Origin of the sequence: Pedobacter sp. G11 (assembly GCF_003860265.1) — a bacterium.
In the GTDB taxonomy this organism is placed as follows: Bacteria; Bacteroidota; Bacteroidia; order Sphingobacteriales; family Sphingobacteriaceae; genus Pedobacter; species Pedobacter agri.
Map to the genome: position 1 here is coordinate 4,941,985 of NZ_CP034190.1, position 15,059 is coordinate 4,957,043.

General features: G+C 37.5%; 17 protein-coding genes. 8 read left to right on the forward strand and 9 right to left on the reverse strand.

The features are described 5' to 3' along the window. Positions 1-72 precede the first annotated feature (72 nt). The 3 genes from EA772_RS21340 to EA772_RS21350 form a co-directional block, all read right to left on the reverse strand. Positions 73-291, reverse strand: a complete 219-nt coding sequence (locus tag EA772_RS21340; protein WP_168187614.1) for a CcmD family protein — start codon at positions 289-291, stop codon at positions 73-75. Positions 292-354: 63 nt separating this feature from the next. Further along, positions 355-1,017, reverse strand: coding sequence for a cytochrome c biogenesis protein CcsA (gene ccsA, locus EA772_RS21345; RefSeq protein ID WP_124914860.1), 663 nt, complete (start codon positions 1,015-1,017; stop codon positions 355-357). Between the two features lie 99 nt (positions 1,018-1,116). Then, positions 1,117-1,782 carry a heme exporter protein CcmB gene (locus tag EA772_RS21350; protein ID WP_010602529.1) on the reverse strand — a complete coding sequence of 222 codons (666 nt, stop codon included), beginning with the start codon at positions 1,780-1,782 and terminating at the stop codon, positions 1,117-1,119. Between the two features lie 160 nt (positions 1,783-1,942). Between EA772_RS21350 and EA772_RS21355 the strand changes: the two genes are divergently transcribed. From EA772_RS21355 to EA772_RS21365, 3 genes are read left to right on the forward strand one after another with little or no spacing between them, the layout of a single operon-like run. Beyond that, positions 1,943-2,422, forward strand: coding sequence for a methylated-DNA--[protein]-cysteine S-methyltransferase (locus EA772_RS21355; RefSeq protein WP_124914861.1), 480 nt, complete (start codon positions 1,943-1,945; stop codon positions 2,420-2,422). A 1-nt stretch (position 2,423) separates the two neighbouring features. Continuing rightward, positions 2,424-2,816 carry a hypothetical protein gene (locus EA772_RS21360; RefSeq protein WP_124914862.1) on the forward strand — a complete coding sequence of 131 codons (393 nt, stop codon included), beginning with the start codon at positions 2,424-2,426 and terminating at the stop codon, positions 2,814-2,816. 49 nt (positions 2,817-2,865) lie between these two features. Beyond that, entirely contained in the window at positions 2,866-3,369 is a 504-nt protein-coding gene (locus EA772_RS21365; protein WP_124914863.1) for a lipocalin family protein, read from the forward strand. On the opposite strand, the gene EA772_RS21370 is transcribed toward EA772_RS21365, so the two are convergent. The 4 genes from EA772_RS21370 to EA772_RS21385 form a co-directional block, all read right to left on the reverse strand. Next, positions 3,359-3,772 (reverse strand): hypothetical protein, encoded by a 414-nt coding sequence (locus tag EA772_RS21370; RefSeq protein WP_124914864.1) that lies wholly within the window; start codon positions 3,770-3,772, stop codon positions 3,359-3,361. The two genes, EA772_RS21365 and EA772_RS21370, sit on opposite strands and share 11 nt — an antisense overlap. 145 nt (positions 3,773-3,917) lie before the next feature. Next, positions 3,918-4,253: a gliding motility protein GldC gene (gldC, locus tag EA772_RS21375; protein WP_010602534.1), complete on the reverse strand. Its 336-nt coding sequence runs from the start codon at positions 4,251-4,253 to the stop codon at positions 3,918-3,920. Between the two features lie 130 nt (positions 4,254-4,383). Beyond that, complete coding sequence (locus EA772_RS21380; RefSeq protein ID WP_124914865.1) at positions 4,384-4,656, reverse strand: hypothetical protein; 273 nt, start codon at positions 4,654-4,656, stop codon at positions 4,384-4,386. Then, on the reverse strand, positions 4,656-6,002 hold the full coding sequence (locus EA772_RS21385; RefSeq protein ID WP_010602536.1) for a DEAD/DEAH box helicase: 1,347 nt from the start codon (positions 6,000-6,002) through the stop codon (positions 4,656-4,658). Before EA772_RS21385 ends, EA772_RS21380 begins: the two co-directional genes overlap by 1 nt. A gap of 375 nt (positions 6,003-6,377) precedes the next feature. On the opposite strand from EA772_RS21385, the gene EA772_RS21390 reads away from it, so the two are divergent. Continuing rightward, positions 6,378-7,712 (forward strand): dihydroorotase, encoded by a 1,335-nt coding sequence (locus EA772_RS21390; RefSeq protein ID WP_124914866.1) that lies wholly within the window; start codon positions 6,378-6,380, stop codon positions 7,710-7,712. 59 nt (positions 7,713-7,771) lie between these two features. After that, a complete protein-coding gene (locus tag EA772_RS21395; protein ID WP_246834009.1) occupies positions 7,772-8,791 on the forward strand; it encodes a DUF3810 domain-containing protein in 1,020 nt (339 codons plus the stop codon). Between the two features lie 67 nt (positions 8,792-8,858). Here the strand turns inward: EA772_RS21395 and EA772_RS21400 are convergent, their stop codons facing one another. Further along, positions 8,859-9,440 (reverse strand): tRNA-(ms[2]io[6]A)-hydroxylase, encoded by a 582-nt coding sequence (locus EA772_RS21400; protein ID WP_010600590.1) that lies wholly within the window; start codon positions 9,438-9,440, stop codon positions 8,859-8,861. Positions 9,441-9,587: 147 nt separating this feature from the next. Between EA772_RS21400 and EA772_RS21405 the strand changes: the two genes are divergently transcribed. The 3 genes from EA772_RS21405 to EA772_RS21415 all read left to right on the forward strand — a co-directional run bounded on the left by EA772_RS21405 (position 9,588) and on the right by EA772_RS21415 (position 14,594). Then, the gene (locus EA772_RS21405; protein ID WP_124914868.1) at positions 9,588-10,817 is read left to right on the forward strand and encodes a glycosyltransferase; all 1,230 of its coding nucleotides are present in this window, start codon (positions 9,588-9,590) and stop codon (positions 10,815-10,817) included. A 613-nt stretch (positions 10,818-11,430) separates the two neighbouring features. Then, positions 11,431-13,287: a molecular chaperone DnaK gene (dnaK, locus tag EA772_RS21410; RefSeq protein ID WP_124914869.1), complete on the forward strand. Its 1,857-nt coding sequence runs from the start codon at positions 11,431-11,433 to the stop codon at positions 13,285-13,287. A 275-nt stretch (positions 13,288-13,562) separates the two neighbouring features. Further along, the gene (locus tag EA772_RS21415) at positions 13,563-14,594 is read left to right on the forward strand and encodes an Atu2307/SP_0267 family LLM class monooxygenase (protein ID WP_124914870.1); all 1,032 of its coding nucleotides are present in this window, start codon (positions 13,563-13,565) and stop codon (positions 14,592-14,594) included. Here EA772_RS21415 and EA772_RS21420 read toward each other — a convergent pair whose 3' ends face one another. Then, positions 14,595-15,035 carry a DUF4395 domain-containing protein gene (locus EA772_RS21420; RefSeq protein WP_124914871.1) on the reverse strand — a complete coding sequence of 147 codons (441 nt, stop codon included), beginning with the start codon at positions 15,033-15,035 and terminating at the stop codon, positions 14,595-14,597. Between the last annotated feature and the right edge of the window lie 24 nt (positions 15,036-15,059).

Below are 15,059 nucleotides of genomic sequence, written 5' to 3' on the forward strand. Positions count from 1 at the left end.
ATGAAAAAATACTTAGTGTATAGCCAACACCAATCAGTTTAGTAAGGAAAAACAGCTTTAAACAGTTTAAACTTAGTTTTTAGGTGAGTTTTCCTTTTCGATTTTTTTTAATCTTTTATCAATCGAGAATAGATAAGCCAATAAACCGAGTAAAATTATAACAATACAAGCTACAACAACATAAATTTTACCATTGCTACGCAGCGTATCGGCCATTTCCACACCATTATCTTGAGCGAACAATTGTACGGTAGCAAACATTAATATAAGTGAGAATAATATCTTTTTCATTTCTTTTTTCTAGATGTCAGTATGTAAGGATGACTGGTGTTTAATCTTTTATCCTTGCTCCTTTTAATTATGTTGTTGTTTGGTTTCTAATGAACGTAATCGGAAACGAATGGTGTAAACCCAATAACCGATTAATATCCATCCTAAACAGGCAGGATAAAATACCATTCGCATGCGGCTATCTAAATCGTAACTATTAAAACCCGGATTTCCACCATTACCAGGGTGTAATGAATCTTTTAATCGTGGTAAAACGAAGAGTAAAACCACCATCATCGGGAAAGCAAAAATGTTATAAATAGCCGAAATTTTAGCTCTTTTTTGCTCTTCATCTATCGCATTGCGAAGAATTAAATAAGCAAAATAAAGTAAAACGGATATGGCAGCGAAGTTTTGTTTTGGGTCAAAACTCCAAAATTGACCCCAGGTGTATTTTGCCCAAATGGCTCCGGTTACTAAACCCAGAAGTCCGAAAATGATACCTGCGTTTACACTTTCTACCGCCTTCAAATCATCAATTTCACTTTTAGAACTTAGCGACTTAATGCTATAGAAAACAGAAATTGAGAACAATACAATCATGGCAAACCACATTGGTACATGGAAATACAAATTGCGAATTGATTCATTTAAAATAGGTAAACGGGGCACACCAAGTAGCAAACCTGCAATTGCAGTATAAACCACCAGTACTGAACCCAAAATTTTCCACCAAGTTTTATTCATATATGTTTAATTTTGAATTAATGAATGATTGAATTAGTGAATGTTGCATGTCCATTCTCTTATTCAAAATTCATTCATTCTATAATTTATTCATTTTCATTAATCTCTCCAAAGGTAAGGAAATAGCAATAATGAAGTGGCAACGGTAAGCACATTCACAACAAGTAGCATCCCTATTTCATCATAGCTATTCTCCCATGGCAAGCCATCAACAGCATTTTTAGCTAATTTTATCAAAAGTATCAATACCGGGATGATGATAGGAAAGCTTAAAATTGCCATTAACATCCCACCATTTCCGGCTTTACTGGCAATAGCCGACACCATGGTAAAAACAGTTGAAAAACTGATACTTCCCAATACGACTGCAACATAGTAGAGCAATAAATCCGGAGGTGTAAATGAATCAAAAACCAGGGTATAAAAACCTAATGCGATAGTGGTTAAAACCAGCATTAACAAGATATTATAAACTGTTTTAGAAATTAATACTGCTGCCGGACTTGCCAGAATATAACTGTATAATTGCTGTCCTTTGGTTTCCTGAAGAAAACTTTTAGAAACGCCATTAATTGATGCAAAGAGCAGGATTATCCAGAAAAGGGCGTTCCAGGCAAGTTTATCGCTTAAACTGACGAAAGATAAATAGCAGGTAAAAATAGTAGAAACCACGTATAATAATACCCCATTGATGGTATATTTGGAACGCCACTCTAAAAGTACTTCCTTGTGGATTAGATATTTAACCTCTTTGGCCAGTTGCATAACCGCAAAGATACTTTTATTGATAAATATTGCGAGTGAAAATTGTTGGATTGTTGTAATATTGTTTGAAGATTAATCGCCATATATTTGCCGCAGCATCGCGGAATACACGGAAATTTTTTTCATTCCGTAAGCCCGGTATTTCCGTAATAAACGAATCATGAAATACGCATCAAATATCGAATCGCCAATTGGCAAAATAACCATCCTGGCTGATGATGATTGCGTGTACGCCATTACTTTTTCAGACGAAGACACAAACGGACTATCTGAAAGCGAATTAACTAAAAATGTTTCGCAGCAATTAGCAGCTTATTTTCGAGGAGATTTAAAGCATTTTAGTTTCCCAATAAAGCAAAAAGGGACTGAGTTTCAACAAGGCGTTTGGCAGAATTTATTAAACATTCCTTTCGGCGAAACCACATCATACGCCAAGTTTTCTGCACATCATCCCTTAGCCATTAGAGCGATTGCCGCAGCGAATGGTAAAAACAACATCGCAATAGTTGTTCCTTGTCACAGAGTAATTGGTAGCAATGGGAAACTGGTGGGTTATGCTGGTGGCTTATGGAGAAAACAGTGGCTATTACAACACGAACGGGAGATTTCGAAGCAGGGACAAACAGCATTAAAATTTTAACATGAATACAACAGCTCAAGCCGATACCAAAAATTATTTAAAAGCAATTCGTTTAATCAATATCGAAGATGGCAAATGCAGTTTCGAAATCGGTAAAATACCTGTGCTTCAATACATCAATGTCAGCCATTTCTTTGCAAAAAACGATATTGCGCTACAGCATAGTCCACATCCGGCACCTCGAAGGCAGTATGTAATTACAATAAAAGGCAAACTTAAATTCTCAGTTACCAATGGAGAGAGTTTTATCATCGAGCCTGGCATTATTTTAATAGCGGCAGACACATTAGGCGATGGCCATACCTGGGAAATTTTAGATGGTGAGGAATGGGAGCGTATTTACATTCCTTTAAACGCGGATGCGGATGATTATTTTGTTGCCGACAATACCTAAAACCAATTTAATTACAATTGCGTAAATAACATCAAAACTTACCGATGTTATGAAAACGATATGCTCAATCTTTTTAATCTTGCTTACTTACTTACCAATGGAGAAAAACATTCCGGTAGCTAAGCTCGATTTAAAAAAATACTCCGGCACCTGGTACTCACTATACTCTATTCCTACCATTTTCGATAAAGGCAGTAGAGAAACCACGACAAAATATACATTAAATAAGGAGGGTTATTATAACGTATTAACTACCTATAAAAAACCTAACGATGAGAAAGTTTATTCCAGAAATTCAAAGATGTTTCCATCAGAAGAGGGAAATAATGGAGAGTTACAAGCGCAATTTGTTTGGCCGATTAAGATAGATTACTGGATTATAGAACTGGCAGATGATTATTCTTATGTAGTTGTTGGCCATCCAGACCATAAGTTCTTATTCATCATGAGCCGTAATCTAACTATGCCGAAAAAAACTCATGATGAAATTGTTGCCCGTTGCAAGGCCAAGGGTTATGAAGTAAACAAACTTACCTCTCAATTTAAAGGCTAGTATTTTGCACGACGATTTTTTCGCCTCGTTTAGTGCTAAAAAGCATAAAAATTACACCCACTAAAAGCACAATCCAACCCCACTGAAAATGAACCACTTTTCCAATTAGTTTATTAGCGAAGCCATATTTGGTATAATTGTTTGCTGTAAAGTAAACTGCCCCTACCGCTAAAACATACCAGATTGCCATGACGAAGCTCATGAAACGAAATGCTCCGGCTTTTCTGATGAAAAGTATTAAAACAGAAAGTGCAAGAATAGCGTAAGTAATAATGAACAAACGGGCATCGGACTGGTACAAGTTCCAGTTGCCTTTTATAGGCACCTTCAACATCGGGCAGAAACTTGCGATAACGCATAGTAAAATGCCTAACCAAGCTCTAAATTTATTTAGTATTAACATTTTTGTTTTGTTTTTTAATTGGATGGTTAGTTGGTTAGTTGGTTAGCGTAAACAAAAATTGACTAACTTGTTTGGCTTATTTTTTCAACCTTCAACCTTCAACCTTCAACCTTCAACCTTCAACCTTCAACCTTTAACCTTCAACCTATTGCCCCTCAATAATCCCCATCTTCTCTGCAAAGTGTGCACAGTAATCGCGTAAATCTTCAACAATTAAAGTTTCATTGGTCGCCTTTAAAAAACTATCGCCCATGGTTTGCAAAGTTTCGTAGAAGAAACGTTTCATTTCATCAACAGGCATATCTTTTGTCCAAAGGTCTATTTTTAGTGTATTTTTATAGTTATGATCCCAAACTGATAAAAACATGGCCTTTGCAGGCACTTTATCAGCATTTCCCGAATCTGTACTTTCCCAAAGAATATTATCAGGATTGTTGGCCTCGTCTAATTCTACTGTTAATTTTATTTCTGCTGTCTTCATTTTTTTAAATTCATTCCATCGATAAAAGACTAGAAAGATTTATCGATTGATTTATACGGATGCAAAGATGATTAATTTTTAGCGATTCCGCAGGTTGAATATTCTGCGGCGCTTAATGATTACAAATATTTTACGTTAATTTTTGAATGATTAAGATCAGTATCGCTGTAAACAAAATAAAAACAGATTCAACAATCCAGATTCTTTTCAGGTCTTTTAAGGTAAAACGAAAAATCAAATCAGTGATAAAGGTAACCAGAATCAGGCAACCTAATATTAGCAGATAGAAGCCACTCATATCCACATGTCGCGGTGCGGTATCCTTTGGACTTAAAATATTAAATGCCGCTAAACCTAAACCAGCAGCACCTATAATATTCAAAGGTGTAATCCTCAACTTCATTACTTTTTCTTATCGAAACGTTTACCTTTTTTAAAACTTTTGATTTCTTTTCCAGCTTTGGCTTTAGCCTTTTCTCTTGCCTTTTTATCAATCGCCGCAGCATGTTTTTTCTCGTGGAAAGCGCCTTTAAAATCTGGATCTTCCTTGCGTTTTTGCATATCGATTTCCCTTGCAATATGCTGGCGTTCCTCGTAAGGTGTTTCCTCTACATATACCCCTTCAGGAATTTCAGCAACAGGAATATACTGGCGGATTAATTTTTCAATTTTACGGATATAATATTTCTCTGCATCGGTGGCAAAAGTAATCGCATCTCCCTTAGCAAAGGCTCTGCCTGTACGGCCAATTCTGTGTACGTAATCTTCAATAATAATCGGCACATCGAAATTGATTACATGGCTCACATCACTTACATCTATCCCCCTACTGGCTACATCGGTAGCCACTAAAACCCTAACATTCCCCTCTTTAAAGCTATTTATAGAGTTAATTCTGGTATTTTGCCCTTTGTTCGCATGAATTACCCTAACATTTTCTGAACCATATCTTCGCTCGATAAAACTGAAAATATTATCGGCAACAGTTTTCGTTTTACAGAATATAATCAGTCGCGTAAAAGCCTCATCATTCTTTAAAAGATGCTGTAATAAATTAATTTTTGTTTTGAAATTCGGCACATAATATAACGCCTGAGTTACATTAGCCGCTGGTGTAGCCTGTGCCGAGGCCTCAATTACCAAGGGATTATTTAAGAAATCTCCGGCGATTTTTTGAACCAAATCACTCATCGTTGCCGAGAACAACAAGTTTTGACGCTTACGCGGAACAATTTCTAAAATCCGGTGAATAGAGCCAATAAAGCCCATATCCATCATTTTATCGGCCTCATCCAACACCAAAAATTTTAAACTCTGGGTGTTGATATCACCTGCCAGATATAAATCCAAAAATCTACCTGGTGTGGCAATCAAAATATCTACGCCTTTGGCAATTTGCTCTTTCTGCGTTTTCGGACCAATTCCACCAAAAATAACCAGCGAACGTAAATCTGTATAAACGGAAAATAATTTCACTTGCTCGGCAATTTGCATCGCCAGTTCTCTTGTTGGCGATAAAATCAAAGCTCTTGGATTTTCACCCTGAGCGTATTTCAATTGCATTAAAATCGGTAAAACAAAAGCGGCAGTTTTCCCAGTTCCTGTTTCTGCGATACCAAAAATATCTTGTCCCGATAGTACTGGCGCAATTGCTTTCTCTTGTATCGGGGTAGCAACAGTGTAACCTGCATCGGCAACTGCATTTAAAATTTGCCTGTTTAACTTAAATTCTTCAAACGATTTTGCCATAGCGCACAAAGATAGTGATTAAGGTTGAGGGTTTGAAGGCGTAAGGTAGAAGGTTTAGAACCCATTCGTAAATTCGATGTCCGCTTTAGGAAGTTTTAGGTGTAAAGCAATCCCAGTGATTCTTCGGCTTGGGTAGTCCTGCTATCGTTCCAATCTTTTTGTTAATGTTTGTACAAGCATGTCAAATACTTGCACCAAAAAGTATTTCCACTTTATCAGGTTTATTTAACTCAAAACAGTAACATCAAACTTAATTCGCACCTTTCATCCGCTTACTCTCACACTATCTACTTTTCACTTTATACTTTTTACTTTCGACTTTATACTTTCTACTTTCTACTTCTTACTTTCTACTAAAACACTACCTTTGAAACCATGAATTCTTACCTGATAAAAGCCGCCAAAATTGTAAACGAAGGACAAAAAACTGTTGCCGATGTATTAATAAAAGATGGATTTATTGAAAAAATCGGTCAAAATCTTTCTGCTGCTGGTGCAACGGAAATTAATGCCGAGGGCCAATATCTTTTGCCAGGAATGATTGATGATCAGGTTCATTTCCGTGAGCCGGGTTTAACGCATAAGGCTGATATTTTTACCGAGAGCATGGCTGCCGTTGCTGGCGGAATCACATCTTTCATGGAAATGCCTAACACCGTTCCGAATACTTTAACGCAAGAATTACTTGCCGATAAATATGCCATTGCCGCAGAAACTTCTTTGGCCAATTATTCATTTTACATGGGCGCCAGTAATGATAACATCGAAGAAGTTTTAAAAACAGATGCCAGGAATGTTTGTGGCATTAAGGTTTTCATGGGTTCATCAACCGGTAACATGCTTGTTGATAATGAAAAAACATTAGAAAATATTTTTAGCAAGGCCCCAATTTTAGTGGCCACACATTGCGAAGACGAGGCAACTATTCGCCATAATCTTGCAGAATTTAAAGCCAAGTATGGCGATGATTTAACCATCGAAATGCATCCGCTTATCCGAAGTGCTGAAGCTTGTTATAAATCTTCATCGCTAGCCGTTGAATTGGCAAAGGCCTACCAAACCCGTTTGCACATCCTGCACATCTCCACGGCAAAAGAAATTGCATTATTCGATAATAGCATCCCATTAAAAGATAAAAAAATCACTGCAGAGGCTTGTGTTCATCACCTTTGGTTTAACGATAAAGATTATGCCACAAAAGGCAATTTTATTAAGTGGAATCCCGCAGTTAAAACGGAGGCAGACCAAAATGGAATTCTCCAGGGTGTCTTAAATGATAATATCGATGTAATCGCTACCGACCATGCGCCACATACTTTAGAAGAAAAAAACCAACCCTATGCTCAGGCGCCATCTGGCGGACCATTGGTTCAGCATGCGTTACCTGCTTTATTGGAAATGCACTTGCAAGGCAAAATCTCACTAGAAAAAATCGTTGAAAAAACTGCTCATAATCTGGCCATTTGTTTCAATATCGAAAAACGTGGCTTTATTCGCGAGGGTTACTGGGCTGATTTAGTTTTGGTTGACTTGAAAGATTCCTGGAAAGTTACCAAGCTCAACAATTTTTACAAATGCGGCTGGAGTCCTTTTGATGGAGATACTTTCCAAGCCAGCGTAACACATACCTTTGTATCGGGAAATTTAGCTTATCAAAAAGGCAGATTCACTACCGACCAGATTGGTAAGCGACTAACTTTTGCTAGATAATGCCAAAGGAAATAAAACATGAGTGCATAAAGCTAATCTCTTTTCTAGGGATAAGCTTTATGATTTTCTTTTTCGGTTTCTTCCCTGGCCTCGTTCAAAAATACTATTCAACAGGCATTTACCCTTATATTTCCAAATCTTTAAGATTTATTTCTTCTATTTTTCCATTTGCGATTGGCGATATCGTGTATGCCTTTATAATTGGTTTTGTACTTTACAGAATCATCAGGTTTATTAAAAGGAGAAAAAACTTGAAGAGCGCACACAGAATTATTGTTCCGCTGCAAATTTTATACTTTTTTTTAGTTCTCTACATCATTTTCAAAATAGTTTGGGGCCTAAATTACAGTCGCCCAAGCATAAGTGACGCATTAGGTATCGGAAACGAAAAATATAGTGTAAAAGAACTGGTAATGCTTGGCAATCAATTTGTTAATAAAACCAACCATTTAAAATTAAGGCAAACCAACATTCCAGCTTATAGTATTAATGATTTAGAAATCAATTCAGCGAAAGCCTATGATTTTATGGAGAAACAAAATTCATTGTTTCGTTATCAAAACCCATGTTTAAAATCAGTTTTAAACGCTTGGATAATAAGCAAAATTGGAATTGAAGGTTATTACGCACCACTAACAGGCGAGGCAAATATGAACATGAATCTGCCTGATTTTGTTAAACCTTACGTTTCCTGCCATGAAATTGCACATCAGTTAGGAATTGCGTACGAAGACGAAGCCAATCTTTTGGGTTATTTAACGGCAAGCAATAGCCCCGATGTGAATTACCAATACTCTGCCAATTATGAGATGTTAAGGTATATTCTTTTCGAAATCAAAATGAAATCTCCGGATGACTACAAAGTTTTACATGATAAGCTATCGCCAAAGGTTTTGGACGACTTTAAGACTGAAAAAGAGTTTTGGCGCAAATACAATGGCGAAATGTTTGGGTATATGGATGCCGCTTTTGATAGCTTCTTAAAACTCAATAACCAGAAAAAAGGAATCGACAGTTATCAGGATATTGTGATTTGGCTGTGGAATATACATAAGAATGAGTTAAAGGTTGAAAGTTAAAAGTTTGTATAGAACAAATTAAATTAGGCATACAGACTTACAACCTATAACTTACAACCTTCAACATCTAGCCGTGTATCGCCTCTTTTGTTCCGAAACTCTGGATTAATTCGCCCTCAAACTCCAACCACTCTTTCCAACGTTTTTCTACATCAACATCAGTAGCATACTTACGGGCAAAATTGAGGAAGGTGGTATAGTGACCAGCCTCAGAAACCATTAACTCATGGTAAAACTTCGCCAGTTCTTCATCTTTAATATTTAAAGAAAGTACTCGAAAACGTTCGCAGCTTCTGGCCTCAATCATTGCAGCAAACAATAATCTATCAATGAATGCCTGGTTTCTACTGCCGTCTTTTTTGCTAAACTTTACCAGGCGCCCTACATAATCGTCCTTACGTTCGCGGCTTAATGTATAACCACGTTGTTTTATAATATCAATCACCATTTGAAAATGCTGCATTTCTTCAATTGCTATAGCCGTTAATTCATCCACTAAATCCTGGTGTTCGGAATTTTGAGTGATTAAGGTAATGGCATTTGATGCTGCTTTTTGTTCGCACCAGGCATGGTCAGATAAAATCTCTTCTAAATTTGATTCCGCAATATTTGCCCAACGTGGGTCTGTCAATAATTTTAATCCTAACATGTGGTGTTGTAATTGAGCTGCAAAATTAAGAATATTTAAGATACGTTTAATACTCCCATAGAATTAGCGGATGAGAGAACCCGGTTTTAATCTGCGAAAATCACATTTATCTGCGTGGGCAAAAAAAAAGCGCTTATTTTGTAGAAAATGACTAGAACGGCAAAAAAAATATTGATCATTGGACTGGTTTGGCCAGAGCCAACTTCCTCTGCAGCGGGAACACGGATGATTCAACTGATCAATTTATTTTTGCGCAAGGGTTACCAAATCACTTTTTCATCTGCAGCTTCTAAAAGTGATTTTAGTTATGATTTCTCCGATACTGGCGTTACTGAGCAAGAAATTAAACTTAACGACGAAAGCTTCAACGCATTTTTAAAAACTTTAAATCCATCCATTGTGATGTTCGACCGCTTTATGGTGGAAGAACAATATGGTTGGCGGGTACAGCAGGAATGTCCGGATGCAATTAGAATTTTAGATACCGAAGACTTACATTTTCTGCGAAGTGCCCGCCAGCAAAGCGATAAAAAACAAACAGAGATCGATTTGTTTTCTGATACCGCGAAGCGGGAGCTGGCTGCTATTTTGCGTTGCGATCTGTCATTAATGATCTCAGAAGTAGAAATGAAAATACTTGGGGACACTTTCAGGATCGATTCTGCTTTGCTTTATTACCTCCCATTTCTGGAAAATGAAATCACTACAGACATTGTTAAAAACTGGATTCCCTACGAAGACCGGGCAGATTTTGTTTTTATTGGTAATTTCCTGCACGAACCGAATTGGAATACTGTTCAGGTTTTAAAGACTAAAATCTGGCCAGCACTCAGGAAAAAGCTCCCTGGCGTAAATTTGAATATTTACGGTTCCTATGCTACTCAAAAAGTATTACAGCTAAACAATAAAAACGAAAAGTTTTTTATCCGGGGAAGAGCAATTAACGCACAACAAACGATAGCACAACATAGAATTCTACTCGCTCCTATCCAGTTTGGTGCTGGTGTAAAAGGAAAGTTTATTGATGCCATGCAAGTTGGAACACCCTCAGTTACAACGTCAATTGGTGCCGAGGCCATGAGAGGACCGTTGGATTGGAACGGTTTTATTGAAGATGATTTGGATAATTTCATTGATAAAGCTGTTTCGCTGTATCAGGATAAAGCTGCATGGTCTTTAGCCCAACGAAATGGTATTGAGATAATCAATGAACGATACTCAGCCTTGAAATTCTCTGATGATTTCATTTCTTTAGTTGAGAAAATAGATTTACCAGCACATCGGCGAAAGAATTTTATTGGCCAAATTTTGAATCATCATACGGCTCAAAGCACAAAATATATGTCGTTGTGGATTGAGGAGAAAAACAAGAAATAATTTTGTCTTAGCCAGACATGCTTTCCACTTTTTCTTGATAAAAAATGGAGCAAAAATCAAGGCTTACACCTGATTTTGTAAAATTCGCTAAATCGTTATTACAATAATTTGAGGCCTGGCCCCAGCATTTCTCCCATCGCGGCTGCAAATTATCTGGCTAATTGCTTTATTAAAGATTTGGTCGAACGATTTAACGCTTTTTCCTAAAATCATTTGCTATGCCCTTACGCTCTTAGGAAAGTTTTGCTGAAAATTTTTGGCAGTATTCCCTTAAATTTATTGATAGCACTGCATCAACTCCCCTCTTTATTTCAAGGAGGGGTTGGGGGTGGTTTTTTTCCCTAAAAGCCGCTGTCTTTGTTTCTAAACCTGATGGAAACGGCAGCCCGCTCCCGATATTTTCAATCGGGAGCGGCTATAGTGTACAGCAGGGCTACAGCTTCCTAAGAAATACCGAACCAATCATTTCCAACGAAAATTCTTGAGTTATAAGAGGAATTAAGGTTTTTAAGTTATTTTCTTCACATTTTGAACCCCGAACTTTCAGACTTTCTTTACAACATTAAAACATTTCAATCTGAAAACATTGCAACAATCTCCGTAAATTCGCCCCATGGCAAAAATATCAATTAACCTTGCTACAGGTTCGTTTCAAAAGGAAGAAATTATAGTTGGAATAGATTTAGGCACCACAAACAGTTTGGTGGCTTTCATTAATCCCGATAAAAATCCACAAGTAATTAACGATTCTGGCAAAGGAATTTTGGTACCATCAGTAGTCTATTTCAACAATCAAAATGAAACCGTTGTAGGTAACGAGGCGAAAGAATTTTTGACTACCGACCCATCAAACACTATTTTTTCTGTAAAACGATTACTCGGCAGATCGTATAAAGATGTTGCTGAACATAAAGATATTTTCTCTTACAAAATTATTGATGATGATTCGGATTCATTGGTAAAAATCCAGGCGGGAAACCGTTTTTATACACCAATCGAGTTATCGGCAGAGATTTTAAAAGAGCTTAAAGCAAGAGCAGAACACGCTTTAAAAACTCCGGTAAACAGGGCGGTGATTACTGTTCCGGCCTATTTTAACGATAGCCAGCGCCAGGCAACACGTGATGCTGGAAAACTCGCTGGCCTGGATGTGATGCGCATTGTAAACGAGCCCACGGCTGCAAGTTTAGCTTACGGAATTGGTTTAGACCCATCGCAGCAAAAAACCATTGCCGTTTACGATTTGGGCGGAGGAACTTTTGATGTTTCTATCCTGCAGATTCAAAATGGAATTTTCGAGGTTTTGGCCACAAATGGAAATACTTATCTAGGTGGTGACGATTTCGACAGGGCGATTTTAAATCACTGGATCGAAAAAAATAATTTAGACATTAAGGTATTATCTGAAGATAATATTTTGATGCAAACGCTGCGTTTACAAGCCGAGGCCGCTAAGAAAGCTTTGTCTACCCAAAATTTATACAACGAAAAAGTTGGCGAGATTTGGTGTACTTTAGATAAGCAAACTTTCGAACAATTAATTTCTGCGAAAGTTGAAGAAACCATCACGGCCTGTAAAAATGCTTTAAAAGATGCCGATTTAACTGCTTCTGATATTGATGAAGTGATTTTGGTTGGTGGCTCTACCCGTACGCCTTTTGTGAAACAAGCTGTAGAAGATTTCTTCGGCAAAAAACCTCAGGATAATATCAATCCTGATGAAGTTGTGGCATTAGGTGCTGCTATTCAGGCTGATGTTTTGGCTGGAAATCGTTCTGATATTTTGTTGCTTGATGTTACGCCGCTGTCCCTTGGTATAGAAACTATGGGTGGTTTAATGGATGTAATTATTGCTCGTAACAGCAAAGTCCCTACAAAAGCTGGTCGCCAATACACCACATCAATTGATGGACAGGTAAACATGAAAATTTCTGTTTACCAGGGCGAACGCGATTTGGTGAAAGAGAACCGTAAGCTGGCTGAGTTTGATTTAAAAGGAATTCCGGCAATGCCTGCAGGTTTACCGAAAGTTGATATTAACTTCCTGCTAAACGCAGATGGCATTTTAACTGTTCAGGCGATCGAATTGCGTTCGGGAGTAAAACAGGAAATCGAAATTACACCTAGCTATGGCTTGAGTGATGATACGGTTGAAAAAATGCTTTTAGATAGTATTGAATTTGCGCAAAGCGATGTAGCACAACGCATGTTAATTGAAGCCCGAAGTGAGGGCGAGCAATTGCTTTACACTGCCGAACGTTTTATAGAAAAACATGCTGAACATTTAACTGCTGAAGAAATTGCTGAGACGAAAGTTCATATTGAGGCTTTGAAAACAGCTTTGGCAACCCAAGAAAAAGATACAATTTTGAAAAAAGCTGATGAATTGAACGAATTTACTCGTCCTTTTGCAGAACGTGTAATGGATGCTGCGATTTCTACAGCAATGAAAGGCAAGAAGATAGAGTAGAGTCAAAGGTCAGCAGTCTGAAGTCCGATGATGTTATTTGCTACCGCAGTTTACCGTCATTGACAGGCACGAAGCAATCTTAAAATTAGAAAGTAAACCTAAGCCTAAAGATTGCTTCGTGCCTCGCAATGACGACCGAACAATTGAATTCCTCTGATTATATTCTTAAATGAACCTTAAACTCCTGATATCCTAATTAAAATCCTTTTTCTTACCATACATCAAAACTTATCTTCTCCTATCCTATTAACTTTGCTTTATAAATTTTAGCAATTATGGAATTAGGTATCGGCATGTTCGGCGATTTGCAAATCAATGCAAAGGGAGAAATTCAACCCGCTCAACAAAGGCTTCAAGAAATTATCGAAGAAATAAAACTGATGGATGAAGTTGGTTTGGATTTCTATGGAATTGGTGAACACCATCGTCCAGATTATGCGGTTTCTAGCCCAGAAATTATTTTAGCCGCCGCAGCGACTGTTACCAAAAACATTAAATTGAGCAGTGCGGTTTCGGTTTTAAGCTCATCAGACCCGGTAAAACTTTATCAAAACTTCGCCACTATTGATTTAATTTCCAATGGTAGAGCAGAGCTTATGGCTGGTCGTGGAAGCTTTATCGAATCTTTTCCTCTGTTCGGTTACAATCTTCAGGATTATGATGAACTTTATGAAGAAAAACTAGAACTGCTTTTAAAAATCAACGCAGCGCCTAAAATAACCTGGAAAGGTAAGTTCCGTCCTGAGTTGGTGAATCAGGAAGTGTTACCACGGGCGGTAAATGATCATTTAAAAATATGGGTGGCGGTTGGAGGTACACCAGAATCAGTAGAACGGGCCGGACGATTGGGTTTGCCGGTAATGTTTGCCATCATTGGCGGACAACCCGTACAATTTAAACCGCTTTTCGATTATTATAAAAAAGTGTATCAGGCTTATGGCCACGATATGAATAAATTCGAAGTAGGTGTGCACATGCACTCGTTATTTGGAGAAAATAATCAGGAGATTGCAGATTACTACTACCCACTTTATTCGGCACAAATGAATAGAGTTGGTCGCTCTCGTGGTTGGGCACCCTACCAACGCAATCAATATGACGCAGGTATAGAGAAAGGCGGCGCTCTAATTATTGGGGATGTGAATCAATCTGTTGATAGAATTTTAGCGGTGGAAGAAACCTTTGGCCTAACCCGTTTTTCTGCACACATGGATGTTGGTGGACCATCACACGCAGCCATGATGAAATCTATTGAAATCTTCGGAACCCAGATTGCACCAAAAGTTAGAGAAGCTTTGAAGAAATAATTAAGCTTTATCTTTTTTCAGGATTTGTAAAAAAGTATAAACGTAGCAACCCACACATACAGCAAATAAACTTTCCAGCAAAGCGAAAACAGCCATAATCGACGTAAGTATAATTGCTGCTGTTGCAAAATTAAATATCAATGTTGCGGTAATCAATAGGCAAAAAATAAAGCCTAAGGTTGCCGCAAATTTTTTAGGGGCTAAATCTGTCATTTTTGGATTCAAATGCATTGCTTTTGAGATTTTAATGGCTGAAAATTTCAATAAACTTAATTTTCCATTGGTAAATGCCCTCATTCCAAAATCGAATGTAAGAAATAATATTGCCCAATAATTTGAAAATGTAATGCAGCAAATTGCAATTATTGCAACCACAAACGCAATAATCCTCACAACATTTTCATTAATTCTTTCCGCCGAAATTGGGCAAGATAATTCCATTGACTCTTAATTTATCGTGAAATT